The 23,546-nt window shown below is 67.9% G+C and carries 22 protein-coding genes; 11 read left to right on the top strand and 11 right to left on the bottom strand.

Features of this window, described 5'->3' with window-relative positions; translation table 11 throughout:
* The first annotated feature begins 6 nt into the window (after nt 1-6).
* Both WFK61_RS01930 and WFK61_RS01935 read left to right on the top strand, forming a co-directional pair.
* The gene (locus WFK61_RS01930; RefSeq protein ID WP_336809843.1) at nt 7-2,529 is read left to right on the top strand and encodes a circularly permuted type 2 ATP-grasp protein; all 2,523 of its coding nucleotides are present in this window, start codon (nt 7-9) and stop codon (nt 2,527-2,529) included.
* Nucleotides 2,526-3,404: a transglutaminase family protein gene (locus WFK61_RS01935; protein WP_336809844.1), complete on the top strand. Its 879-nt coding sequence runs from the start codon at nt 2,526-2,528 to the stop codon at nt 3,402-3,404. Before WFK61_RS01930 ends, WFK61_RS01935 begins: the two co-directional genes overlap by 4 nt.
* A gap of 3 nt (nt 3,405-3,407) precedes the next feature.
* On the opposite strand, the gene WFK61_RS01940 is transcribed toward WFK61_RS01935, so the two are convergent.
* Complete coding sequence (locus WFK61_RS01940; RefSeq protein WP_336809845.1) at nt 3,408-3,770, bottom strand: winged helix-turn-helix transcriptional regulator; 363 nt, start codon at nt 3,768-3,770, stop codon at nt 3,408-3,410.
* Nucleotides 3,771-3,869: 99 nt separating this feature from the next.
* On the opposite strand from WFK61_RS01940, the gene WFK61_RS01945 reads away from it, so the two are divergent.
* A complete protein-coding gene (locus WFK61_RS01945) occupies nt 3,870-4,883 on the top strand; it encodes a zinc-binding alcohol dehydrogenase family protein (protein ID WP_336809846.1) in 1,014 nt (337 codons plus the stop codon).
* A 57-nt stretch (nt 4,884-4,940) separates the two neighbouring features.
* Here the strand turns inward: WFK61_RS01945 and WFK61_RS01950 are convergent, their stop codons facing one another.
* Complete coding sequence (locus tag WFK61_RS01950; RefSeq protein WP_336809847.1) at nt 4,941-6,386, bottom strand: aldehyde dehydrogenase family protein; 1,446 nt, start codon at nt 6,384-6,386, stop codon at nt 4,941-4,943.
* 123 nt (nt 6,387-6,509) lie between these two features.
* On the bottom strand, nt 6,510-6,662 hold the full coding sequence (locus WFK61_RS01955) for a hypothetical protein (RefSeq protein ID WP_336809848.1): 153 nt from the start codon (nt 6,660-6,662) through the stop codon (nt 6,510-6,512).
* Nucleotides 6,663-6,834: 172 nt separating this feature from the next.
* On the opposite strand from WFK61_RS01955, the gene WFK61_RS01960 reads away from it, so the two are divergent.
* Nucleotides 6,835-7,323 carry a pyridoxamine 5'-phosphate oxidase family protein gene (locus WFK61_RS01960; RefSeq protein ID WP_336809849.1) on the top strand — a complete coding sequence of 163 codons (489 nt, stop codon included), beginning with the start codon at nt 6,835-6,837 and terminating at the stop codon, nt 7,321-7,323.
* A 12-nt stretch (nt 7,324-7,335) separates the two neighbouring features.
* Here WFK61_RS01960 and WFK61_RS01965 read toward each other — a convergent pair whose 3' ends face one another.
* From WFK61_RS01965 to WFK61_RS01980, 4 genes are all read right to left on the bottom strand, one after another.
* Nucleotides 7,336-7,986, bottom strand: a complete 651-nt coding sequence (locus WFK61_RS01965) for a phosphatase PAP2 family protein (protein ID WP_336809850.1) — start codon at nt 7,984-7,986, stop codon at nt 7,336-7,338.
* 92 nt (nt 7,987-8,078) lie between these two features.
* A complete protein-coding gene (locus WFK61_RS01970; RefSeq protein ID WP_336809851.1) occupies nt 8,079-8,978 on the bottom strand; it encodes a diacylglycerol/lipid kinase family protein in 900 nt (299 codons plus the stop codon).
* A 44-nt stretch (nt 8,979-9,022) separates the two neighbouring features.
* Nucleotides 9,023-9,910, bottom strand: coding sequence for a transglutaminase-like domain-containing protein (locus WFK61_RS01975; protein WP_336809852.1), 888 nt, complete (start codon nt 9,908-9,910; stop codon nt 9,023-9,025).
* 464 nt (nt 9,911-10,374) lie between these two features.
* Nucleotides 10,375-10,761, bottom strand: a complete 387-nt coding sequence (locus WFK61_RS01980; protein WP_442896244.1) for a PRC-barrel domain-containing protein — start codon at nt 10,759-10,761, stop codon at nt 10,375-10,377.
* 250 nt (nt 10,762-11,011) lie between these two features.
* Here WFK61_RS01980 and WFK61_RS01985 point away from each other — a divergent pair, with 250 nt between their 5' ends.
* Nucleotides 11,012-11,278 carry a glycine zipper domain-containing protein gene (locus tag WFK61_RS01985; protein ID WP_442896245.1) on the top strand — a complete coding sequence of 89 codons (267 nt, stop codon included), beginning with the start codon at nt 11,012-11,014 and terminating at the stop codon, nt 11,276-11,278.
* Nucleotides 11,279-11,356: 78 nt separating this feature from the next.
* Here the strand turns inward: WFK61_RS01985 and hutC are convergent, their stop codons facing one another.
* Nucleotides 11,357-12,106, bottom strand: coding sequence for a histidine utilization repressor (gene hutC / locus WFK61_RS01990; RefSeq protein ID WP_336809854.1), 750 nt, complete (start codon nt 12,104-12,106; stop codon nt 11,357-11,359).
* 12 nt (nt 12,107-12,118) lie between these two features.
* Entirely contained in the window at nt 12,119-13,522 is a 1,404-nt protein-coding gene (locus tag WFK61_RS01995) for a formimidoylglutamate deiminase (protein ID WP_442896250.1), read from the bottom strand.
* 143 nt (nt 13,523-13,665) lie between these two features.
* Between WFK61_RS01995 and hutI the strand changes: the two genes are divergently transcribed.
* The 5 genes from hutI to WFK61_RS02020 all read left to right on the top strand — a co-directional run bounded on the left by hutI (nt 13,666) and on the right by WFK61_RS02020 (nt 19,651).
* Complete coding sequence (hutI, locus tag WFK61_RS02000) at nt 13,666-14,832, top strand: imidazolonepropionase (protein WP_336810094.1); 1,167 nt, start codon at nt 13,666-13,668, stop codon at nt 14,830-14,832.
* Complete coding sequence (gene hutH / locus WFK61_RS02005) at nt 14,829-16,361, top strand: histidine ammonia-lyase (RefSeq protein ID WP_336809856.1); 1,533 nt, start codon at nt 14,829-14,831, stop codon at nt 16,359-16,361. Before hutI ends, hutH begins: the two co-directional genes overlap by 4 nt.
* The gene (hutG, locus tag WFK61_RS02010) at nt 16,358-17,167 is read left to right on the top strand and encodes an N-formylglutamate deformylase (RefSeq protein ID WP_336809857.1); all 810 of its coding nucleotides are present in this window, start codon (nt 16,358-16,360) and stop codon (nt 17,165-17,167) included. The genes hutH and hutG overlap by 4 nt, the downstream gene beginning before the upstream one ends.
* The gene (gene hutU / locus WFK61_RS02015; protein WP_336809858.1) at nt 17,164-18,831 is read left to right on the top strand and encodes a urocanate hydratase; all 1,668 of its coding nucleotides are present in this window, start codon (nt 17,164-17,166) and stop codon (nt 18,829-18,831) included. Before hutG ends, hutU begins: the two co-directional genes overlap by 4 nt.
* Nucleotides 18,832-19,087: 256 nt before the next feature.
* Nucleotides 19,088-19,651: a HutD/Ves family protein gene (locus WFK61_RS02020; RefSeq protein ID WP_336809859.1), complete on the top strand. Its 564-nt coding sequence runs from the start codon at nt 19,088-19,090 to the stop codon at nt 19,649-19,651.
* Nucleotides 19,652-19,709: 58 nt separating this feature from the next.
* Here the strand turns inward: WFK61_RS02020 and WFK61_RS02025 are convergent, their stop codons facing one another.
* Nucleotides 19,710-20,789, bottom strand: a complete 1,080-nt coding sequence (locus WFK61_RS02025; protein ID WP_336809860.1) for a citrate synthase/methylcitrate synthase — start codon at nt 20,787-20,789, stop codon at nt 19,710-19,712.
* 89 nt (nt 20,790-20,878) lie between these two features.
* On the opposite strand from WFK61_RS02025, the gene WFK61_RS02030 reads away from it, so the two are divergent.
* Complete coding sequence (locus WFK61_RS02030; RefSeq protein WP_336809861.1) at nt 20,879-22,018, top strand: citrate synthase family protein; 1,140 nt, start codon at nt 20,879-20,881, stop codon at nt 22,016-22,018.
* Between the two features lie 163 nt (nt 22,019-22,181).
* Here WFK61_RS02030 and WFK61_RS02035 read toward each other — a convergent pair whose 3' ends face one another.
* Nucleotides 22,182-23,378: a cyclopropane-fatty-acyl-phospholipid synthase family protein gene (locus WFK61_RS02035; protein ID WP_336809862.1), complete on the bottom strand. Its 1,197-nt coding sequence runs from the start codon at nt 23,376-23,378 to the stop codon at nt 22,182-22,184.
* Nucleotides 23,379-23,546: the final 168 nt, after the last annotated feature.

The raw sequence follows: 23,546 nt of genomic DNA on the forward strand, positions 1-23,546 counted from the left end.
CGAAGCATGCCGGTGCAGGGCCGCATCCGATCGGGACGCAGCAGGGCCGAGCGGCGCGCGGCGCTGCTCGCCGGCTATCGCCCGCTGCCCGGCGTCTTCGACGAGTTCATCGACGAGAACGGCGAGGTGCGCCCGCATTGGGAGCCGTTCCTCTCGGCCTGGTGCGCGCTGTCGCCTTCGGAGCTGACCCAGCGCTTCGGACTGGCCGACCGGCATGTCCGCGATACCGGCGTCTCCTATCGCGTCCATGGCGATATCGATGAGCGCGACCCGGGCGTCGGCGAGCGGGCCTGGCCGTTGTCCCATGTGCCGCTCGTCATCCCCGAGGCGGAATGGCAGGTGATCGCGGCTGGCGTCACGCAACGCGCCGAACTGCTCTCGACCGTGCTCGACGACATCTACGGGCAAGGCGAGCTGATCGCGGAAGGCCACCTGCCCGCCGCCGTCGTCACCGGCAGCCCCGATTACCTGCGCCCGCTGCACGGCATCAACGGCGGCGGCACGCTCCAGCTCTATGCCGCCGATCTCGGCCGTGGGCCGGACGGGCGCTGGTGGGTGCTGCAGGACCGGACGCAGGCGCCGTCCGGCACCGGCTATGCGCTGGAAAACCGGCTGGCGCTGGCGCGCGCCTTCCCGGACATGTTCCGCAACATGAATATCGAGCGGCTGGCGGCCTTCTTCCAGAGCTTCCGTGCGGGGCTGGTCGCGCGCTCCAAGCGCGTCGAGCCGCGCATCGCCCTGCTGACACCTGGTTCGCTCAACGAAAGCTATTTCGAGCAGGCCTATCTCGCGCGCTATCTCGGCTTCCTCTTGGTCGAGGGCGGCGACCTGCTGATGCGGGAAGGCCGGGTGCATGTGCGCACCATTGCCGGCCTGAAGCGCGCCGACGTGATCTGGCGACGCATCGACGGCGATTTCGCCGACCCGCTGGAGCTCAATTCCGGTTCGGCGCTCGGCGTCGCCGGGCTGGTCGAGGCGGTGCGTCAGGGCCAGGTCCATGTCGCCAACGGGCTCGGCTCCGGCGTCGTCGAGGCGCGCGCGCTGATGGGCTTCCTGCCGGCGCTCGCCCGGCAGGTGCTCGGCCAGGACCTGATTCTGCCGAACATCGCGACCTGGTGGTGCGGCCAGCCGCAGGAGCGCCAGACGGTGCTCGACCGGCTCGGCGAGATGAGCGTCGCGCCGGCCTTCCGAGGCGCCGGCAATGGCGTGGACTCGACGCAGGTCGTCGCCGGGGAATTGCCCGAAGCGGAGCGCGCGGCCCTGCGCGAGCGCATCGAAGCGCGCGGCATGGATTATGTCGGGCAGGAGGTCGTGCGCCTTTCGACCATGCCCGTCTTCCAGAACGGCAGGCTCGAACCGCATCCGATGACGCTGCGCGTCTTCGCCGCCGCGACGCCGGACGGCTGGAAGGTGATGCCCGGCGGCTTCTGCCGCATCTCGGACGAGCCCGATGCGCGCGCGGTCAGCATGCGCAACGGCGTGCGCTCCAGCGATGTCTGGGTCACCTCGGAAGAGCCGGTCGCGCAGGTCAGCCTGCTGCCGACGCCGGACCGGATCAGCATCCGCCGCGTCACCGGCACATTGCCGAGCCGTGCCGCCGACAACCTGTTCTGGCTCGGGCGCTATCTGGAGCGTGGCGAGGCGATCCTGCGGCTCGTGCGCGCCCTGCTCGGCCGACTGATCGATCCGGACCCGGCGCCGGGGCGCAACGACACCGTGCGCCAGCTCGCCGGCATGCTCGTTGCTTGGGGCGCAGCTCCGGGCGGGCAGGAGAAGCGGACGCCGGCGGCGCAGGCCTATGCCGCGATCTACAGCCTCGACGATTACGGCTCCGCTGCCGCATCGCTGCGCGAGGCACGGCGCACGGCCTCGGTCATCCGCGAACGCCTCTCCGTCGATGCCTGGCGGCTGTTCGGCGACCTGCAGCATCAGCTCGATCCCGAGGAAGGCCGCAAGCCGAGCGAGGGCGAGACCTATGAAATCGCCGACCGGGCGCTGAAATCGCTCGCCGCCTTCTCCGGCCTCGGCCAGGAGAACATGGTGCGCGGCAATGGCTGGCGCTTCCTCGATATCGGCAGGCGGTTGGAGCGCGGCATCGCGACCTGCCGTTTCGCCCGGCAACTCGCGGACAGCAACGCCTCCGGCGACAACCTCGACGCCCTGCTCGACCTGACGGATTCGCAGATCACCTATCGCTCGCGCTACCTGCTCGGCGCCAGCCTGCAGCCGGTGCTCGATCTCGTCATGCTCGACCCCTACAATCCGCGCTCGGTCGCCTTCCAGGTCGAGCGGCTCGACACCGAGATCGCCAACCTGCCGACGCTCTCCGATGACGGCATGCTGGAGGCGCCGCGCCGGCTGGTGCTGCGGCTGGCGGCCGATTGCCGGACGATGGAGGCGAGCCGGCTCGACCGGACCAGCATCCTGCTGTTCGAGCAGTTGCTGATGGGGCTCTCGGGCGCGATCGCCGACCGCTATTTCCTGCAGAACAGCGGCCCCGAAGGCTCGCGGATGACGAGCATCGCGTGATCTACGAGCTACGCCACGTCACCACCTACGGCTATAGCCGGCCGGTGCCCTTTTCGCGCTGCATCCTGCGCTTGCTGCCGCGCGACGGCAGCGGCCAGCGCGTGCTGAAGAGTGAATTGCTGATCACGCCCCGCCCGGCCGAGCGCAATGACGGGCTCTGCTTCTTCGGCAACCACATGACCACGATCACGATCACCAAGCCGCATCGCGAGCTGAAGCTGGAGATGCGGGCGCGGATCGAGGTCGACCGGCCGCCGCCGCCCCATGCCGGGCTGACGCGAAACTGGGAAGATGTCGCGGCGCTGGCGCTCGACTCCCGGAGCCTCGCACCGGATTCGCCGGCGCATCACCTCTATCCCAGCCGGCTCGTGCCGCATGTTCCCGCCGTGATCGACTATGCCCGGTCGAGCTTTTCAGCCGGCCGGCCGGTGCTGGAGGCGGCCTGCGACCTGATGGCCCGGATCAGGCGCGACTTCACCTACGATCCCGAGGCGACCGAGGTGACGACGCCGCTGGCCGAGGCTTTCGCCCAGCGCCACGGCGTCTGCCAGGATTTCGCGCATATCATGATCGCCGGCCTCAGGGGGCTCGGCCTGCCGGCGGCCTATGTCTCCGGCTATATCCGCACCATCCCGCCGCCGGGCCAGAAGCGGCTCGAAGGCGCCGATGCCAGCCATGCCTGGGCGATGCTGTGGTGCGGGCCGGAGATCGGCTGGGTCGGGCTCGACCCGACCAATGACCTGATCGTCGCGGACGACCATATCGTCACCGCCTTCGGCCGCGACTATGCCGATGTCGCCCCGCTCGACGGCGTGGTGATCGGGCCGGGCACGCAGAAGGTCGGCGTCGCCGTGGACGTGGTCCCGGTCGGCTGAGCCTCAGGCCGCCGTTTCCGCTGCCTGTGGCTGCGGCGAACGGGCATGCGCCTCGCCCCAGCTCTTCAGCGCCAGGATCACCGGCTCCAGCGTCCGCCCCTTGACCGACAGGCTGTATTCCACGCGCGGCGGCACTTCCGGATAGACCACGCGAACGATCAGGCCGTCCGCCTCCAGCTCGCGCAACTGCGTGGTCAGCATGCGCTGGGTGACGCCGGGAATGCGCCGGCGGATTTCGTTGAAGCGCAGCGTGCCGCCCATCAGGTGATAGAGCGCGATGCCCTTCCACTTGCCGCCGATCAGGCCGAGCGCCGCCTCGACGGGGCAGCCGGCCGAGCAATAGGGCTCCTGGAAGCGCGGCGGCATGACAGTATCCTTTTCGACACTATAAGCTGAAATTGTGCGTTCTTGCGCCTTCTGAAGGTTATGCGCATCTCGGCTGCATCGCAATGCAGGAGAGACGCCATGCGCGCCGTCGGATACCGCCAGTCGCAACCCATCGCCGCCGAGACCAGCCTGATCGACCTCGGCCTGCCCGAGCCGAAGGCCACCGGCCGCGACCTGCTGGTCGAGGTCAAGGCCGTCTCGGTCAACCCGGTCGATACCAAGATCCGCGTCCGCAGCCAGCCGGCGGAAGGTCAGGCGAGCGTGCTCGGCTGGGATGCGGCCGGCATCGTCAAGGCGGTGGGGCCGGAGGTGATCGGCTTCAAGCCGGGCGATGCCGTGTTCTATGCCGGAGCCATCGACCGGCCGGGCTCGAATGCGGAATTCCACCTCGTCGACGAACGCATCGTCGGGCCGAAGCCGAAGAGCCTCGGCTTCGCGGAGGCTGCCGCCCTGCCGCTGACCGCCATCACCGCCTGGGAGATGCTGTTCGACCGGCTCGACATCCGCAAGCCCGTGCCGGGCGCGGCGCATGCGCTGCTGATCATCGGCGGCGCGGGCGGCGTCGGCTCCATCGCGATCCAGCTCGCGCGCCAGCTCGGCGACGTCACGGTGATCGCGACCGCCTCACGGCCGGAGACCCGCGCCTGGGCGCTGGAGCTCGGCGTGCATCATGTCATCGACCACACCAGGCCGCTGGCCGAGCAGGTCGCCGCACTCGGCATCGGTGCGCCGGCCTTCGTGTTCTCGACGACCCATACCGACACTCATCTGGAGGGCATCGTCGAACTCATGGCGCCGCAGGGCCGGTTCGGCCTGATCGACGACCCGAAGGTGCTCGACGCCAATCCGCTGAAGCGCAAGAGCCTGTCGCTGCACTGGGAGCTGATGTTCACCCGCTCGCTGTTCCACACCGCCGACATGGGCGAGCAGGGCAAGCTTCTGGCGGAGGTCTCGCGGCTCGTCGACGAAGGCAAGGTTCGCACGACGCTGGCCGAGCATTTCGGCACGATCAGCGCCAGCAATCTCAAGCGGGCGCATGCGCTGATCGAGAGCAACCGCGCCAAGGGCAAGATCGTGCTGGAAGGGTTCTGAACGAAAAGGGCCGCGCCTTCCGGCGCGGCCCTTCAACCCGCTTCGGTTCCGAGCTGATCACGCCAGCGTATAGGCCGTCTTGACCGTGGTGTAGAACTCCTTGGCGTAGGCGCCCTGCTCGCGCGGGCCGTAGCTGGAGCCCTTCCGGCCGCCGAACGGCACGTGATAATCGACGCCCGCCGTCGGCAGGTTGACCATCACCATGCCGGCCTCGCTGTTGCGCTTGAAATGCGTCGCATGCTTGAGCGAGGTCGTGCAGATACCCGAGGAGAGGCCGAACTCGGTGTCGTTCGCGACCGCCAGCGCCTCGTCATAATCCTTGACGCGGACGATGTTGGCGACCGGCCCGAAGACCTCCTCGCGCGAAATGCGCATGGCATTGGTCGTCTCGGTGAAGAGCGCCGGCGCAAGGTAGAAGCCGGGGGTGTCGCGCTTCAGCAGTTCGCCGCCGAAGACCAGCTTGCCGCCCTCGTCCTTGGCGATCTGGATGTATTTCAGGTCCTGATCGAGCTGGCTCTGGTCGACGACCGGGCCGATATGGGTGCCGGCCTTCAGAGCATCGTCGACGACGACGGTCTTGAGGCGCTCGATGCAGGCCTCGACGAACCTGTCGTGGATGCCGGCCTGGACAATCAGGCGCGAGGAGGCCGTGCAGCGCTGGCCGGTCGAGAAGAAGGCACCGTTGACGGCCACCTCGACGGCGACCTTGAGGTCGGCGTCGTCGAGCACGACGAGCGGATTCTTGCCGCCCATCTCGAGCTGGACCTTCTTCATCGGGTTGCCGGCGATGCAGGCCGCCGCGACCTTGCGGCCGGTGCCGACCGAGCCGGTGAAGGAGATTGCGGAGACGTCCTTGTGCTCGAGCAGCGCCTGGCCGACGACCGAGCCGCGGCCCATGACGAGGTTGAGCGCACCCTTGGGCAGGCCGGCGCGCTGCAGGATGTCGACCAGCGCCCAGGCCGAGCCCGGCACGAGATCGGCGGGCTTCAGGACGACGCAATTGCCCCAGGCGAGCGCCGGGGCGATCTTCCAGGCGGGGATCGCGATCGGGAAGTTCCAGGGCGTGATCATGCCGACGATGCCGACCGCCTCGCGGGTGATCTCGACGCCGACGCCGGGGCGCACGGACGGAACCATCTCGCCGCCGAGGCGCAGGCATTCACCGGCGAAGAAGGCGAAGACCTGGCCGGCGCGAGTCGCCTCGCCGATGCCCTCGCCAAGGGTCTTGCCCTCCTCGCGCGAAAGCAGGCGGCCAAGCTCGTCCTTGCGGGCGAGGATTTCGTCGGAGGCCTTCTTCAGGATGTCGTAGCGCTCCTGCGGGGTGGAGCGGCTCCAGCCCGGGAAGGCAGCCTTGGCGGCGGCGACCGCGTTGTTCAGGTCCTCGACCGAGCCCTGCACATACTCGCCGACCACGTCATTGGTGTTCGAGGGATTGATGTTGCGCGAGGCATTGGCCCCACCGGCCCATTCGCCGGCGATGAGGTTCTTGAAAGGCGCGTTCATCTCGTTCTCCCACGACACAGGTTCGTGGTTCGGGTGTTAGCGCCTTTGGACCGTCAAGGCCAATACCCCTTGGTCAATCGGCGACCCATCGGCGCTATTTTGCTACCTTTGGTTGCTGCGCCGCTATTTTTCCTTGATCGACAACCCGTTCTTGCCGACCGAAATCTCGATCCCGTCCGGCTGCTTCTTCTCCTGATAGAGTGAGTAGCCGGTCACGGTGAGGGCCGCGACGAGGATGAGGACCAGCACGGCCAGGAGATTACGCGATAGAGCCATGGACAATTCCCGATGATGGCGGCCGGGCCGCGAGCCCATACCCAACGCCGGGCCGGTCGCGATGTTCCAGCGAGAGCCGGGAACGTTGCCTGCCACGCGGCGTTGGCATGACGCACAGGCCGGTTTCCATGCGGGGCCGGCCGTGACAGGATCGCACCGGCAGGAGGTTGCCATGCCAGACACCGAACTGCAGGATCGCATCTGGAACGCGCTGGCGGCGCACCCGGTCTACATGGTTTCACTCGTCAGCGATGGCGATATTAGGACCCGGCCGATGTCCGGCCATCTCGACCGCGACCATCACCGCCTGCTCTTTATCACGCACCGGCATACCGGCATCATCGGGGCGGCGCTGCGCTCGCCCTCCGTCAGCGTTGCGATCAGCCATGAGGACCGCAATTTCTACGCGGCGATCTCCTGCTCGGCCTCGGAAGTCCCGGGCCGCGAGACGCTGCGGCAGGTCTGGACGCCGATGGCGAGCGCCTGGTTTCCGAACGGCCCCGACGATCCCGACGCGACGCTGCTCGCGCTGACGCCGACATCGGCCGAGATCTGGGACGGGCCGTCGAGCAGCGTGCTCGTCGCCTTCAAGCTGGCAACGGCCAAGATTCTCGGGCGCACGCCCGATCTCGGCGTCAACGCCACGATCGACATGCGCTGAGCCCCGATCGGCTCAGGCCGGATCGGATTCGGCCATCCGGCGGCCGAGCCAGGCCGTGGCGACACTCGACCAGACGATGCCGAGGGCCCAGCCACCGAGCACGTCGGACGGCCAGTGCACGCCGAGATAGATGCGGCTGAGCCCGATCAGGCCGACCATGACCACGGCCATGACCATGCAGAAGCGCGCGATATCGGCCCGCCGCGAGGCGAGACCGACGAAGCCGGCAATGGTCAGCAGCGTCACGGCCGAGAGGAAGGCATGGCCGCTGGGAAAGCTCGCGGTGAAGGTCAGGGCGGCATGCTCGACGATATCCGGCCGCTCGCGGGCGATCGCGATCTTCAGGCCGGTGCTCGCCAGAAATGCGGCGACGAGGCTGACGACGAGGCCGATCGCGAGATGGCGATAGCCGCAGAGCCAGAGCGCCAGCGTCGCCGTCAGCGCCATGAAGAACAGGCCGATGAAGCTGCCGAGCGCGGTCATGTCGCGCACGGCCTCCTGGAACCAGGCCGGCCCGAGCGGGACCGCCGGATTGGCCGCGTCGCGGAACAGCATGATCAGCGTCGTATCGAGGGAGAAGCTGCGCCCGGAGACGATCAGCAGCGCGAGCCCGAGGAAGACCAGAGCGGCGGCAGCGGGAACCAGGATACGAGGCTGGTACAAGAAAGGCGGTCTCCGGGAGGGATCGGGCGAAAGATTACCGGCACGGGGCGCTGTCGAACAGGCGGCGTTCTGCCGCCGCGATCCGGCCGCGTTCAATGGCTGGCGGGGCGCGCGGCGATGACCCGCAACGCCTTGGGCAGCAAGCCGTAGCTCAGCGTCCCCGCCTTGCGCTCGACCTCGCCGTCGAAGGTGATGTGGCCGCGCCGCTTGTCGCGCCGGATCATCGTCACCGCATCGCCGGTGAAAGAGGTCAGGTTATGCGAGTCGCGCCAGTGACCCGACACCACCGAAAGCGCCGCCTTGCTGCGCGAATAGAGCCCGCCGGCATTGAGCACATGGACCTCGAAGAGGCCGTCGTCGAGCCGGGGACGACGCCAGTCCGCACCCTCGAAACGGTTGACAGTGACCAACACGGCATCGGCCTCGACGATGCGATGGTCGTCGCCAACGGTGATGTCGAGCATGACCGGACGGGTGAAGAGGATCGAGCGCGTCGCGGCGATGCCGAAGGCGGCGGCGCGGCTGAAGGGGAAGCGGCGGCGGGCATATTCGCGCTCGCGCGCCATCAGGCTGAAAAAGCCCATGCCGGAGAGCGAGTGGAACAGCCGGTCGTTGACCCGGCCGACATCCATCTCGACCGGCTCGCCCCGGCAGAGCGCCGCGACCTGCTGCTCGAGCGTGCCGAACAGGCCGAGATCGCGGCCGAGCACGTTGACCGTGCCCATCGGCAGGATGCCGATCGGGCGATCGGCCTGGATCAGGACCGGCAGCGCGCCGTTGATCGTGCCGTCGCCGCCGGCCAGGACCGGCAGCGCATGCTTGTCCTCGATCGCGAGCGAGAGCGCGTCGTCGATCTCGCGCGGCGGAACGAGGCGGACATCCACGCCGCAGCCATGGTTGGCGAAGGCTGCTTCCAGCCGCGCCGCAAAGGCATCGGCGCCGGCTTCGAGAACCGTTCCGGCGCGGGCATTGACAACGATCGTGTAGCGCATGGTGCTGGCGTAGATATGTGGCGCTCGACCAGGCGCAAGGGCGCTTACGCGGCGGCCGGGCGCGCGTCGAACTGTTCCGGCATCGGCGGCATCAGCGGCATGGGCACGTCCTCGACCTCCTCGGTGACGACCTCGAAGCGCTGCAGAGTGTGCGTCCCGAAGGAGCTGATCATCGCGACATCGGTCGCGTCGCGACCACGCGCGATGACGACGCGGCCGATGCGCGGTTCGTTGTGCCGGGCATCGAAGGTGTACCAGCGCCCGCCGAGGAAGACCTCGAACCAGGCGTTGAAATCCATCGGCGCGGGATTGGCGGGCACGCCGATATCGCCGAGATAGCCGTTGCAGTAGCGCGCCGGGATGTTCATGCAGCGGCAGAGCGCGACGGCGAGATGCGCGAAATCGCGGCAGACGCCGATCCGCTCCTCGAAAGCCTCGGCGGCGGTGCGGGTATTGCGGGCGAAATGATAGCCGAAGGTCAGGTGATTGTGGACGAAGTCGACGATCGCCTGCACGCGCGACCAGCCCGGCTGGACCTGCCCGAACAGGCTCCAGGCCTGATCGTAGAGCTTGTCGGTCTCGCAATAGCGGCTGCCGAGCAGGTAGACGAGGGCCGAGTCGGGCAGGCGCGAGGGCGAGACCTCGCGAGCGGACGGATTGACGATGTCGGGCTCGCCGGAATCGTGGACGATCCCCTCCGATTCCAGGCGGATGCCGCCGGCGGGCGCAACCATGCGACGGCGAATATTGCCGAAGGCGTCGAGGTCCTGCGTCATCGCGATCCCGATGGAGGGATCGGCGAGCGCGGTCAGCTTCATCTCGTCCGGCGTCGTCAGATCGTGCCGGCGCGACGGGTGCACGTCGAGCAGCGTGATCAAGGGCATGTCATGGGCACAGACCAGCTCGATCCGATAGCCGTAGCGGATGCGCATCTCGCCTTCTCCTGATTGAGGGCCGGGACCGCTGCGCGAACTCGCCGCTGCGGATCATCGGGTGTCGTGATCCCCCGGCGGATAGACGCGCGAAGGGGCCCTGCTGTTCCCGCGCATCTGCGAAAATGAAGCTTGAGCACCCGCTCAGCCCTCATCCTGAGGAGCAGCCGGAGGCTGCGTCTCGAAGGATGATCCAGGAGGCTCCGGAAGCATCTGGAGCATCCTTCGAGACGGCCCTTACGGGCCTCCTCAGGATAAGGGCTCGCGGAGTTAGCGTTTGTGCTCCGGCGGACACCCCAAAAAGAAGATGCGGGCCTTTCGGCCCGCATCCCGCCGCCACGACGGTTCGGCTGGGGGGATAGCAACCGCCGCGACCTGCGCCCTGATCGTTTCCGCGCTTCCCCGAAACGCGGAAACGATTCAAATCTTTGATTGATCGCGTTTCTTCGCGCCAACCGTCGCGGCTACATCATCCAGTAGGGCATCGTGCCGTAGTAGTCGTGGACGCGCTTGCCATAGGCCTTGTCGTCCCAGTCAGGCTCGCCCTCGCTGTCGTACATCGGCGCGGCCTCGAGCTGCTCCTTGGTGAGCGGCACGACATAGCCGCCGCGCTGCGTGTCGTAGTCGAGCACGCTCCACGGGATCGGGTGGTATTTCTCGCCCAGCCCGAGGAAGCCACCGAAGGACATGATCGCGTAGGCGACCTTGCCGGTCAGCTTGTCGAGCATCACGTCGTAGATCTCGCCGAGATGGTCGCCGGCCGTGTTGTAGACATCGGTTCCGGCGACGCGGGCACCCGCGATCAGCGGGTTGGCTGTCGCAGCGGCGGTCATGGGAACATCGGTCATCATCTTCCCCCTTGTTTCGCGATGGGATGCCGGAGAAAGCGCCCTCCGGCGGGACTTGTCTCTCCAACCGGCGCTGCGGCGATAGGTTCCGGTCAGCCGCGAATTTTCGCGGCCTTTGTGCCGACACAAAGCCCTCTCCAAAGTTGAAGACCGATGGAAGACGCCGATGGCGACCTGTCGCCCGGCGGAACCTTCGTCGCCCAACGCTGTTTGGTGCTTCGAGCGACCTGCCATCTCACGGAAGAGAGAGATCATGATCATCAAGAAGCTGCTGCTCGTCGCGGCGCTCGGCGCAGCACTGGGCGCCTGTACCGCCCGCGAACAGAATGCCGGCACGGGTGCGCTGATCGGCGCTGGCGCCGGCGCCATTATCGGCGGCGCCGCTACGGGGCGTGCCGGCGGCGCGCTGGCAGGTGCTGCCATCGGCGGCGCGAGCGGCGCGATCATCGGCGGCGCGGCGACGCGTCAGAGCTGCTACGGGCGCGACGAATGGGGCCGCCGTTACGTCTACGACTGCTGAGGCAGCATCCCATCCCAATGAAGGCCCGCCCCACTGGCGGGTCTTTTCTTTTGCACAGATTGCGGGACGCCCCTGCCCTCAGGCGGCGCCGTACGGCCCGAAACGCCCGACGAAGCGATGGCGGAAGCCGGGATAGAGCAGGCGCACGGCCGTGACCGGCTGCGACTGGTTCCAGGTCCGGCGCTCGACCAGCAGGCAGGGCTCGCCCTCGGCGATCTCCAGCAGGGCGGCCTGCTCTTCACCCGCCCCGATCGCGCTGATCGCATGCTCGGCTTGCGACCAGAGGCTGTGCTGCAAGAGCCAGTCGCCCGGCGGGGTCTCGGCGAAATCCTCGTCCGCGAGCCCGTTAACACCGGCCGCGTGGATGACGCGTTCCTCCAGCACATGCGGCTTGCCGTCGGCGCGGTGCAGCACGATGAGATGCGCGACCTTGTCCGAGCGCTTGAGTCCGAAAAGCTCGGCGACCTCGGGCGAAGGCCGGCCATCGGTGCGCGCCAGCACCTCATAGGCATAAGCCTGGCCGAGCTGGCGCACCTCTTCCGGGATCGAGAGGATGTCGAGCATGGCGTGGCTCGCCGGCGGGGTCGCGACCACCGTTCCCGAACGGCGGCGGCGGACGATCAAGCCCTCGCGGGCGAGCTGCACAAGCGCCCGATGCACAGTCATGCGCGAGGCGCCGAGCTGCTCCATCAGGGCATGCTCGGGCGGCACGCTGGTGCCCGGCGGCCATTCCCCGCTGACAACGAGATCGCGGATCGCCCGCCGGATCTGGTCATAGACCGGCCCGGCGCCGTCCAGTTTCACCGCGTCGAGCCGGGTTTCCGTCATCGTCGTCCCTGGTTAGTCCGTCGCGAGCAGGCGTCGCATCACGCCGGCAAAGCGCGCGCGCACCGAATCGCGGGCGGCATGCCGCCCCTCGGCCACCACCCTCCTGCCACCGACGACGACATCGCGCAAAGGCATGGCGTTGGCGGCGAAGATCGCGCTGTCGATGGCCTCAGCGCCGGAGCGGCCGACAAGCGCCGGATGATCGATGTCGAGCGTGATGAAATCGGCGCGGTGGCCCGGCGCGATGGCGCCAATGGCGCGGCCGCAGGCGCGGGCACCGCCAGCACAGGCAGCCTGCCAGAGCGCGAGGCCGGTCGAAGCCTTCTCTTCCGCGAAGAGCGCGCGGCGACGATCACGCAGGCGCTGCGAGTATTCGAGCTGGCGCAGTTCGGAGCCGGCATCGATCTGGATGTTGGAATCGCTGCCGACACCATAGGCGCCGCCGGACTGCGCATAGCGGATGCCGTCGAAGATGCCATCGCCGAGGCTGGACTCCGTGATCGGGCACAGGCCCGCGACCGCGCCGCTGCGGGCGATGCCGTCACGCTCGGCGTCGGTCAGATGCGTCGCGTGGATCAGGCACCAGCGCTTATCGAGCGGGATCGTGTCCATCAGCAGTTCGACCGGGCGCTTGCCGGTGATCTTCAGGCTCGCCTCGACCTCCGGCACCTGCTCGGCGACATGGATATGGACGGGATCGTTCGGGCGCAGCGACGAGACCCAGCCGAGATCGTCGAGCGCGACGGCGCGCAACGAATGCGGGGCGACGCCGAGCCGCGCGTCCGGCAGGTCGCGGATCGCGGCGAGGCTGCCCTCCAGCAGGCGCTGATAGGCGTCACGCTCGTTGACGAAGCGGCGCTGGCCATGGACCGAGGGCGCCTGGCCGAAATTGCCGAAGCGATAGAGCACCGGCAGCAGAGTGAGGCCGAGGCCGGTTTCCTGCGCGGCAGAGGCGATCGCCTGCCCCATCGTCGCGATATTCGCGTAGGCGCGTCCATCCTTGTCGTGATGGAGATAGTGGAACTCGGCGAGCGCGGTGAACCCGCCTTCCAGCATCTCGACGAAGGCCTGCGCGGCGATCGCCTGCACATCATCGGGATCGAGCCGGTCGAGGAAGCGATACATCACCTCGCGCCAGGTCCAGAAGGAATCCTCCGGCGCGCCGCGGCGCTCGGACAAGCCGGCCATGCCGCGCTGGAAGGCGTGGCTGTGCAGGTTCGGCATGCCGGGCAAGGCGATTCCGGCGAAGCTGTTTTGATCCCCCGCCGGCTTCACCCCTGCTTCGACGGATGTGATCGTGCCGTCGACAACGGTCAGCTTCACATCGCTGGCAAAACCTTCGGGCAGAAGAGCCTCGGCCAGATGCAGGGTCTCGGTCACCGTTTCGCTCCGTCGCTCATTGGCGTTTAATTGCATATGCAAATAACACTTGCTATTTGCATATGCAATTAGATATCATGGCTTCAATTCAAAGAGTAGCGGGAGGACGCACGGTGGCGAAAGCGCCTGGTGAGACGATTGTCTGCGACAAGCTCTGGACGAATGCGCGATTGGCAACGATGTCGCCTGCGGTCGATGCGCCCTATGGTGCGATCGAGGGCGGCGTCATCGCCGCCCGTGACGGCCGCATCGTCTATGCCGGCCCGCGCAGCGCGGCGCCGGCCTTCCAGGCCGCCGAGACCATCGATTGCGCCGGCCGCTGGATCACGCCCGGCCTGATCGATTGCCACACCCATCTCGTCTATGGCGGCGACCGGGCGCATGAGTTCGAATTGCGTCTTCAGGGCGCGACCTATGAGGAGATCGCACGGGCCGGCGGCGGCATCCTTTCCACCGTCAAGGCGACGCGCGAAGCGAGCGAGGACACGCTCTTCGCTTCCGCCGATAAGCGCCTCGCGGCGCTGATGGCCGAAGGCGTCACCACCGTCGAGATCAAGTCAGGCTACGGGCTGGAGCAGCAGGCGGAACTCAAGCAGTTGCGCGTCGCGCGCCGCATCGGCCGCGAGCGGCCGGTCACCGTGCGCACCACCTTCCTCGGCGCCCATGCCGTGCCGCCGGAATACAAGGGTCGCTCGGGCGACTACACCGCGCTCGTCTCCGGGCCGCTGCTCGATGCCGTCGCGACTGAGGGACTGGCCGATGCGGTCGACGTCTTCTGCGAGGGCATCGCCTTCTCGCCGGACGAGACCAGGGCCGTGTTCGAGGCCGCCAAGACCAAGGGCCTCGCGATCAAGGTCCATGCCGAGCAGCTCTCCAACCTGCATGGCGCCAAGCTCGCCGCCGAGATGGGCGCGCTGTCCGCCGACCATCTCGAATATCTCGACGAGGATGGCGTCATCGCGATGGCCAAGGCCGGCACGGTCGCGGTCGTGCTGCCCGGCGCCTTCTATTTCCTGCGCGAGACGCAGAAGCCGCCGATCGAATTGATGCGCAAGCATGGCGCGGCGATCGCGCTCGCGACCGACGCCAATCCCGGCTCCTCGCCCCTGACCTCGCCTTTGCTCGTGCTCAATATGGCCTGCACGCTCTTCCGCATGACGCCGGAAGAGGCGCTGGCCGGCCTCACCCGCCATGCCGCCAAGGCCCTCGGCCTCCAGGACGAGGTCGGCACGCTGGAAGCCGGCAAGCGTTGCGATCTCGCGATCTGGGAGATCGAGCGTCCCGCAGAACTCGCCTACCGCATCGGTTTCAATCCCCTTCACACCCGCATCTGGAACGGACAATGACCACGGTTTCGCTGAACCCGGGCGCAGCCCACCTCACCGACTGGCGCGCGATCCTCGACGGCGCCGTTGCCTCGCTCGGCGGCGAGAGCGCCAAGAACATCGCCTCCGGCCAGAAGATCGTCGAGGAGATCGTCGCCGCCGGCACGGTGACCTACGGCGTCAATACCGGCTTCGGGAAGCTCGCCAGCGTGCGCATCGCCGATGCCGATCTCGCCAAGCTCCAGAGCAACCTGATCGTCTCGCATGCGGTCGGCACCGGCCCTGCCCTGCCTGACGGCGTCGTCCGCCTGCTGCTGGCGATGAAGGCCGCGAGCCTGGCGCGCGGCGCCTCCGGCGTGCGCCCCGTCGTGATCGAGGCGCTGACCAATGCGCTCAAGGCCGATGCCCTGCCGGTGATCCCCGCCAAGGGCTCGGTCGGCGCCTCCGGCGACCTCGCCCCGCTCGCCCATATGACCGCGGCCCTGATGGGCTACGGCGAGATCCGCCTGAAGGGCGAGACCCTGCCGGCCGCCGAGGCGCTGAAGCGCGCGGGTCTTAGCACCCTCGCGCTCGGCGCCAAGGAAGGCCTCGCGCTGATCAACGGCACGCAGGTCTCGACCACGCTCGCCATGACCGGGCTAGCCGCCATCGCTCGCGTCTTCGACGCCGCGCTCGTCGCCGGCGCGCTCTCGGTCGATGCGCTGAAGGGCTCCGACACCCCGTTCGATCCGCGCATCCAGAGCCTGCGCGGCCAGCCCGGCCAGATCAAGGTCGCCAAGATCCTGCTCGACCTGATCGCCGGCAGCGCCATCCGCGAGAGCCATCGCCATGGCGATACGAAGGTGCAGGATCCCTACTCCCTGCGCTGCCAGCCGCAAGTGATGGGCGCCGTGCGCGACCTCATCGGCAATGCCGCCGCGACGCTCTCGATCGAGGCCAACGCCGTCACCGACAACCCGCTGGTGCTCGGCCCCGGCGAGATCGTCTCGGGCGGCAATTTCCACGCCGAGCCGGTTGCCTTTGCCGCCGACATCCTGGCGATGGCCGTCTGCGAGATCGGCAATCTCTCCGAGCGGCGCATGGCGCTGCTGGTCGACCCCGTGATGAGCGGCCTGCCGCCCTTCCTCGCCCGCGACGCCGGCCTGAACTCGGGCTTCATGATCGCGCAGGTCACCGCTGCCGCTCTCGCTTCCGAGAACAAGCAGAAGGCCTACCCCGCTTCGGTCGACACCATCCCGACCTCGGCCAACCAGGAAGACCATGTCTCGATGGCGACGCATGGCGCCTTCCGCCTGATCGACATGGCGAAGAATGCCGCCAGCGTCATCGGCGTCGAATTGATGGCCGCGGCGGAAGCGATCGAGCATCACCGCCCGCTCAAGACCAGCCCGCGCCTGGAGCCGGTGCTCGCCCTGCTGCGCAGCAAGATCGCGCCGCTGACCGAGGATCGCTATCTCGCGCCCGATCTGGCGGCCGCGACCGAGTTCGTGCTCTCCGGCGCCGTCGGCAAGGCGGCGGGCCTCGACAGCTTCGCCGAGTGCAGCGCATGAGCGCCGAGATCGTCACGGTCACGCGGGGCTCGTCCCCGCTGATCCTCTCGATGCCGCATCCCGGCACCGGCGTTCCGCCGGAGGTCGCGGCGCAGCTCAACGCGCGTGGCAAGCTGGTCGAGGATACCGACTGGCATATGCGCCAGCTCTACAGCTTCGCCGCGCCTTTCCAGCCGACCATCGTCGAGGCGCAGCTCTCGCGCTTCGTCATCGACCTCAACCGCGACCCGGCCGGCGTCTCGCTCTATCCGGGCCAGGCGACGACCGAGCTCGTGCCGACCACGACCTTCGACGGCGCGCCGATCTGGCAGACCGCACCCGACGCGAGCGAGATCGAACGGCGCAAGGCAGCCTATTTCCAGCCCTATCACACCGCGCTCGCCTCCGAGATCGAACGGGTCAAGGCCGAGCACGGCTATTGCGTGCTCTGGGACTGCCACTCGATCAAGTCGGTGATCCCGCGCCTGTTCGAGGGCACGCTGCCGACGCTGAATCTCGGCACCAATTCCGGCCAGAGCTGCGCCGCCAGTGTCGAGGGCAGCGCTATCGCCGCGATGGCCGGGCATCCCTTCACGCAGATCGCCAATGGCCGCTTCAAGGGCGGCTGGATCACGCGCCATTACGGGCGCCCCGCCGAGCGCGTTCACGCGCTCCAGATGGAAATCGCGCTCTCGGCCTATCTCTCCGAGGAGAACGCGCCCTGGACCTTCGACGCACCGAAGGCCGCCGCCTTGCAAACCGCCTTGTCAGCCATCATCGCCGCCGCCCTGGACGCGGCCAAGACTCTCGCACGGAGCCATTCATGACTCGCCTGGACAATACCCGCGTCATCCGCCCCGCCACCGGCACCGAGCTCAGCGCCAAGAGCTGGCTGACGGAAGCGCCGCTGCGCATGCTGATGAACAACCTGCATCCGGACGTCGCCGAGAACCCGCAGGAGCTCGTGGTCTATGGCGGCATCGGCCGCGCCGCCCGCTCCTGGGAGGATTTCGACCGCATCGTCGCGACGCTGCGCCAGCTCGAGGCCGACGAGACCCTGCTCGTCCAGTCCGGCAAGCCGGTCGGCGTGTTCCGCACCCACAAGGATGCGCCGCGCGTCCTGATCGCCAACTCGAACCTCGTGCCGCACTGGGCCAACTGGGATCATTTCAACGAGCTCGATAAGAAGGGGCTCGCAATGTACGGCCAGATGACGGCCGGCTCCTGGATCTATATCGGCACCCAGGGCATCGTGCAGGGCACCTACGAGACCTTCGTCGAGGCCGGCCGCCAGCATTACGGCGGCAGCCTCAAGGGCAAGTGGGTCCTGACCGGCGGCCTCGGCGGCATGGGCGGCGCCCAGCCTCTGGCCGCGGTGATGGCCGGCGCCTCCTGCCTCGCCGTCGAGTGCAACCCGGACTCGATCGATTTCCGCCTGCGCACCCGCTATCTCGACGAGAAGGCCGAGACGCTCGACGAGGCGCTGGAGATGATCGCCCGCTGGACCAAGAACGGCGAGGCGAAATCGGTCGGCCTGCTCGGCAACTGCGCCGAAATCCTGCCCGAGATGGTTCGCCGCGGCATCCGCCCCGACATGGTGACCGACCAGACCTCGGCGCATGACCCGATCAACGGCTACCTGCCGAAGGGCTGGACCATGGGCCAGTGGAAGCAGGCGCGCGAGGCCAATCCGAAATCGGTCGAGACCGCGGCGCGCGCCTCGATGCGCGAGCATGTCGAGGCGATGATCGCCTTCCAGGACATGGGCATCCCGACCTTCGACTACGGCAACAACATCCGCCAGGTCGCCAAGGAAGAAGGCCTCGAGAACGCCTTCGCCTTCCCGGGCTTCGTGCCGGCCTATATCCGCCCGCTGTTCTGCCGCGGCATCGGCCCGTTCCGCTGGGCTGCCCTCTCGGGCGATCCGGAGGACATCTACAAGACCGACGCCAAGGTGAAGGAGCTGCTGCCCGACAACAAGCACCTGCATAACTGGCTCGACATGGCGCGCGAGCGCATCGCGTTCCAGGGCGTGCCGGCGCGCATCTGCTGGGTCGGTCTCGGCGATCGCCATCGCCTCGGCCTCGCCTTCAACGAGATGGTCAGGAACGGCGAGCTCAAGGCTCCCGTCGTGATCGGTCGCGACCATCTCGATTCCGGCTCGGTCGCCTCGCCGAACCGCGAGACCGAAGCGATGAAGGACGGCTCGGACGCGGTCTCCGACTGGCCGCTGCTCAACGCCCTGCTCAACACGGCGTCCGGCGCGACCTGGGTCTCGCTGCACCATGGCGGCGGCGTCGGCATGGGCTTCTCGCAGCATTCGGGCGTCGTGATCTGCGCCGACGGCACGGATGACGCGGCCGCGCGTCTCTCGCGCGTGCTGTGGAACGACCCTGCGACCGGCGTGATGCGCCATGCCGATGCCGGCTACGACATCGCGCTGGACTGCGCCCGCGAGAAGCAGCTCAACCTGCCGGGCATCCTGGGCTGAGCGATCTTGTCATTCCGGGGCGGCGCGCAAGCGCCGAGCCCGGAACCCATGAACACCGCCTTTTTCCGTCATGGTCGGGCTTGTCCCGACCATCCACGTCTTCTTTCGTGCCGTGCGGTGTTCAAGACGTGGATGCTCGCCACAAGGGCGAGCATGACGAGCTGGAACCATGTCGTGTTCATGGGTTCCGGGCTCAGGCCTATCGGCCTGCCCCGGAATGACGGCGTTTATGAACTTCAAGGTCTAGGAGCCCTCCATGCGCATCATCCGCGCCGCCGATTGCAAGGTCATGCCGTGGAAGAACGGCGGTGGCACCACGACCGAGATCGCCGTTTCTCCAGAGGGAGCCTCCCTGAGCCAGTTCGACTGGCGCATCTCGATGGCGCATGTGGGCGCAGACGGGCCGTTCTCGTCCTTCCCCGGGATCGATCGGACGCTGTCGGTGCTGACCGGCAACGGCATTCGACTGGCTTTCAGTGACGCCGAGACGGTGGCGCTCGACCGCGCGACCGCGCCGTTCTTCTTCGCCGCCGACCGGGCGGTGGATGGCGTGCTGGTCGACGGGGCGATCGACGATCTCAACGTGATGAGCCGGCGCGGAGCCTGGCGGCACCGGGTCGAGCGTTTGTCTGGGGCTGGTTCTCTCGCTGCGGACCAAGGCTTGCTGGTGCTGGTCGCCCGCAAAGGCGATTGGCTGGTGAGCGGCGCGAGCTTAGCCGCCGGCGACAGTGCAATCCTCGACGCGCCGGGACATGTCGAGCTTACGGTGGTGAGCGGCGATGAGGCTGAGCTTTATGCGGTTTGGCTGACGGCGTCATAGACAGCCGCGGGATCCCCTCTCCCACACGGGAGAAGGGTTCTCCGCGCCCTACTGGAACTTACGCGGCCTGACGCGGCTGCGGGCCGACATAGACCGATTGCGGACGGATCAGGCGGCCGCCGGCGATCTGCTCCTTGGCGTGGGCGAGCCAGCCTGTCGTCCGCCCCAGCGCGAAGACGCAGGTGAAGGAATCCGGCGTGAAGCCGAGCGCCTCCAGCAGCAGCGCGGTGTAGAACTCGACATTGGTTTCCAGCGTGCGGTTCGGCTTGCGCTCGCGCAGGATGGCGAGCGCCGCCTGCTCGACCGCCTCGGCCAGCGCGAGGCGCCCGCTATCGGCGCCGAGACGGCGGATCGCGCCCTTCAGCGCATCGGCGCGTGGATCGCGAACGCGATAGATGCGGTGGCCGAAGCCCATCAGGCGATCGCCGCGATCGAGCGCCGTCTCCAGCCAGGCGCGCGCATTGCCGGGCGCGCCGATCGCATCGAGCATCTCGATCACCGGGCCGGGCGCGCCGCCATGGAGCGGGCCTTTCAGCGCGCCGATGCCGGCGAGCACGGCCGAAACCAGCCCGGCGCGGGTCGAGGCGACGACGCGCGACGCGAAGGTCGAGGCATTGAGGCCGTGATCGGCGACGGTGACGAGATAGGTGTCGAGCGCAGCGGCCTGCTGCTTCGTCGGCGCCTTGCCCGTCAACATGCGCAGCGTATCGGCCGCCTGCGACAGGGAGGGATCAGGCGCAACCGGAGCGAGACCTTGGCGCAACCTCAACGAGGCGGCGGTGAAGACGGCCGGGGCCGCCAGAAGCCGCAGCACCGTGCCGGCATCCTCGCCATCAGGAATGAGCGCCGTCATCGCCCGGATCATCTCGACCGGCCCGAGCGTCACCGGGACAACGGCCTTCTTCACGACCGTCTCGAACAGGTCTTGCCGGGCCGCGCCGAGCGCCGCGGGCAAGCCCTTCATGGCGGGCAGATCCGGCACGAAACCGTCGAGCATCAGCGCGGCCATCTCCTCGAAGGAGGTATGGCCCGCGAGCTCATCGAGACTGTGGCCGCGCATCACCAATCGGCCCGCCGCCCCATCGACTTCCGAGAGCACGGTATGGGCGGCAACGACATCTTCAAGGCCATCGGACATGGCGGGTTCTCCTCAACATCTGAGGCCTTGAAGATTGATAGCTTCATCAGTAGAATCAATCTTGAACAATATAATCAATATATTTTCCCATGACCGACTGGCTGACGGCGCAACAGGTAATGCAGCGGCTCGGGCTGAAGCCGCAGACGCTCTACGCCTATGTCAGCCGAGGGCTGATCGAGGCGCGCGGCGATGCCGGCGACTCGCGCCGGCGGCTCTACCGGGCCGAGGATGTGGCGCGGCTGGAGCATCGCAAGGCGCGTGGGCGGAAACCCGCTGCGATCGCCGAGGATGCGATCGCCTTCGGCGAGCCGATCCTGGCCTCGGGCATCGCCACGATCCAGCGCGGCAAGCTCTGGTATCGCGGGCAGGATGCCGAAAAGCTGGCCGAGACGGCAAAGCTTGAGGATGTCGCGCGGCTGCTCTGGGATTGCGGCTCGCAGCGCTTCCCGCCGCTATTCACGATCGTGCCGGAGGCGCCGGCCCGGCAGCGAATGTTCGCGGTGATCGCCGCGCGCGCCGCCAGCGATCCCGCCATGGCCGGGCGCACCAAGAAGGCGCTTTATCTGGAAGCCGCCTCCGTCATCGATTCGCTGGTCGATGCCATCGCCGGGCGGCCGGGACAGGGGCCGATCCATCACCGGCTGGCGCAGGCCTGGGGTTGCGACGAACGCGGCGCCGACCTGATCCGCCGCGCGCTGGTGCTGCTCGCCGACCACGAGCTGAACGCCTCGACCTTCGCGGTCCGGGTCGCCGCCTCGACGCGCGCCTCGCTCGCCGCCAGCATCCTCGCCGGGCTGGCGACACTGTCGGGGCCGCTGCATGGCGGGATGACGCCACGCGTGCTCGGCCTGATGCGCGAGATCGCGAGCGAGGGCGTGGAGATGGCGGTTTCGGCGCGGCTTGCGACCGGCATGCCCCTGCCCGGCTTCGGCCATCCGCTCTATCCGGATGGCGATGCGCGGGCCCGCGCGCTGCTCGCGGCGTTCACGCTCCCGCCGGCCTATGAGGAGACGCGCCGGGCCGTCACGGCGCTGACCGGCGAGGAGCCGAATATCGATTTCGTGCTGACGGCGATCGCGAGCGAACTCGGGCTCCGGCCGGATGTCCCGTTCCAGTTGTTCGCAGCCGCGCGCTGCGCCGGCTGGATCGCGCATGCGCTGGAACAGGGCGAGACCGGACGCCTGATCCGGCCTCGCGCCCGCTATGTCGGGCCGGAGCCAGCCTAGGCCGACTCGAATCACCTTTTGTCATTCCGGGGCTTCGCGCAGCGAAGAACCCGGAACCCACGACCGGCGAGCCACTCGCAGCCGAACACCTGATGTTCCGCCCAGTCGTGGGTTCCGGGTTCGCGCCTGTGGCGCGTCCTGGAATGACAAGTGCGGAGCTTGTCTAAGCCGCCTTCCGCCCAAGCTCCCCCTCACGCTCCGCGATATAGCCGCGCGTGATCGGCAGGCCGTCGAGCTTTTTGGCGAGCTGGAACTGGAAGACGACGAGGTCGTCATGCCGGAAGCTCGCCTCGCAGGCCGCGAGGTAGAACTCCCACATCCGGGCGAAGCGCTCGTCATACATCGCCACCGCCTCGTCGCGGCGGGCGAGAAAGTTCTCGCGCCAGATCTTCAGCGTCTCGGCATAGTGCAGACGGAGCACCTCGACATCGGTGATGACGAGCCCCTCCTGCTCGACCGCCGCCGCCACCTCCGACATGGCGGGGATATAGCCGCCGGGGAAGATGTATTTGGCGATGAAGGGATTGGTCGCACCGGGCGGTGACGAGCGGCCGATGGTATGGACCAGCGCCACGCCGTCATCGCTGAGCAACTCCCGGATCTTGCGGAAATAGTCGCGGTAGTAGCCGACACCGACATGCTCGAACATGCCGACCGAGACGATGCGGTCGAACGGTTCGTTCAGGTGCCGATAATCCTGCAGCCGGAATTCGACCGGCAGGCCGGAATCGACACCGCGCCGCTGGGCGATGGCAAGCTGCTCCTCGGACAGCGTGATGCCGGTGACCGAGGCGCCGGTCTCGCCGGCGATCGAGAGCGCCATGCCGCCCCAGCCGCAGCCGATATCGAGCACGCGCTGGCCCGGCCGCAGATCGAGCTTGCCCATGATGTGGCGCTTCTTGGCGATTTGCGCCTGCGCCAGGCTCATGCCGGGCTCGGCGAAATACGCGCAGGAATACTGCATATCCGGATCGAGGAAGAGCCGGAAGAAATCGCTCTTCAGATCATAGTGATGCGCGACATTGCGCCGGGCGAGCGCCGGCGTATTGTGCTGGTGGAAGCGCCGCACAGCCGTGCGCAAGCCTTCCAGCACCTTGCCCCAGCCCTTGGGGCGGGCGCGGTGCACGGCGGCGACCAGCGCGTCGAGCAGGTCGTAGAGCGAGCCCTGCTCGACCACGACGCGCCCGTCCATCACGGCCTCGCCCAGGGCGAGTTCGGGATTGAGCGCGAGTTTCAGTTCGGTCGGCGAATCCACGATGCGCATGCGCAGTCGCGGCGCGGCACCCTGCCCGACGGATTGCAGGGTACCATCGGGAAACACGACATCGATACGTGGCTCGATCGCGAGCCGAGACAACATCCTGGCAATCAGCGAATGCATTGGCCCCACCTTCGGCAGCGCCCCTTTCGCTGAAGATGGCAACGCGATGCGCCGTCGTAACGGCCCCTCAGCGCAAGGCAGCCACACGCCTGCGACATGACAACGCAGGCGATGCGGTTCGGTTCCGCTAGGGAAGCATGGCTGGCG

This window comes from Allobosea sp. MMO-172, assembly GCF_037147855.1.
In the GTDB taxonomy this organism is placed as follows: Bacteria; Pseudomonadota; Alphaproteobacteria; order Rhizobiales; family Beijerinckiaceae; genus Allobosea.

Bases quoted from the DNA above. Each gene is read 5' to 3' on its own strand.
- WFK61_RS02025 (WP_336809860.1), bottom strand. From the start codon at position 20,789: ATGTCCGATGGCCTTGAAGATGTCGTTGCCGCCCATACCGTGCTCTCG.
- hutI (WP_336810094.1), top strand. From the start codon at position 13,666: ATGTCGCCTGCGGTCGATGCGCCCTATGGTGCGATCGAGGGCGGCGTC.
- WFK61_RS02030 (WP_336809861.1), top strand. From the start codon at position 20,879: ATGACCGACTGGCTGACGGCGCAACAGGTAATGCAGCGGCTCGGGCTG.
- WFK61_RS01970 (WP_336809851.1), bottom strand. From the start codon at position 8,978: ATGCGCTACACGATCGTTGTCAATGCCCGCGCCGGAACGGTTCTCGAA.
- WFK61_RS01960 (WP_336809849.1), top strand. From the start codon at position 6,835: ATGCCAGACACCGAACTGCAGGATCGCATCTGGAACGCGCTGGCGGCG.
- WFK61_RS02020 (WP_336809859.1), top strand. From the start codon at position 19,088: ATGCGCATCATCCGCGCCGCCGATTGCAAGGTCATGCCGTGGAAGAAC.
- WFK61_RS01940 (WP_336809845.1), bottom strand. From the start codon at position 3,770: ATGCCGCCGCGCTTCCAGGAGCCCTATTGCTCGGCCGGCTGCCCCGTC.
- WFK61_RS02035 (WP_336809862.1), bottom strand. From the start codon at position 23,378: ATGTTGTCTCGGCTCGCGATCGAGCCACGTATCGATGTCGTGTTTCCC.
- WFK61_RS01975 (WP_336809852.1), bottom strand. From the start codon at position 9,910: ATGCGCATCCGCTACGGCTATCGGATCGAGCTGGTCTGTGCCCATGAC.
- WFK61_RS01980 (WP_442896244.1), bottom strand. From the start codon at position 10,761: ATGATGACCGATGTTCCCATGACCGCCGCTGCGACAGCCAACCCGCTG.
- hutH (WP_336809856.1), top strand. From the start codon at position 14,829: ATGACCACGGTTTCGCTGAACCCGGGCGCAGCCCACCTCACCGACTGG.
- WFK61_RS01995 (WP_442896250.1), bottom strand. From the start codon at position 13,522: ATGCAATTAAACGCCAATGAGCGACGGAGCGAAACGGTGACCGAGACC.
- WFK61_RS01955 (WP_336809848.1), bottom strand. From the start codon at position 6,662: ATGGCTCTATCGCGTAATCTCCTGGCCGTGCTGGTCCTCATCCTCGTC.
- hutG (WP_336809857.1), top strand. From the start codon at position 16,358: ATGAGCGCCGAGATCGTCACGGTCACGCGGGGCTCGTCCCCGCTGATC.
- WFK61_RS01985 (WP_442896245.1), top strand. From the start codon at position 11,012: ATGATCATCAAGAAGCTGCTGCTCGTCGCGGCGCTCGGCGCAGCACTG.
- WFK61_RS01945 (WP_336809846.1), top strand. From the start codon at position 3,870: ATGCGCGCCGTCGGATACCGCCAGTCGCAACCCATCGCCGCCGAGACC.
- WFK61_RS01930 (WP_336809843.1), top strand. From the start codon at position 7: ATGCCGGTGCAGGGCCGCATCCGATCGGGACGCAGCAGGGCCGAGCGG.
- hutC (WP_336809854.1), bottom strand. From the start codon at position 12,106: ATGACGGAAACCCGGCTCGACGCGGTGAAACTGGACGGCGCCGGGCCG.
- hutU (WP_336809858.1), top strand. From the start codon at position 17,164: ATGACTCGCCTGGACAATACCCGCGTCATCCGCCCCGCCACCGGCACC.
- WFK61_RS01950 (WP_336809847.1), bottom strand. From the start codon at position 6,386: ATGAACGCGCCTTTCAAGAACCTCATCGCCGGCGAATGGGCCGGTGGG.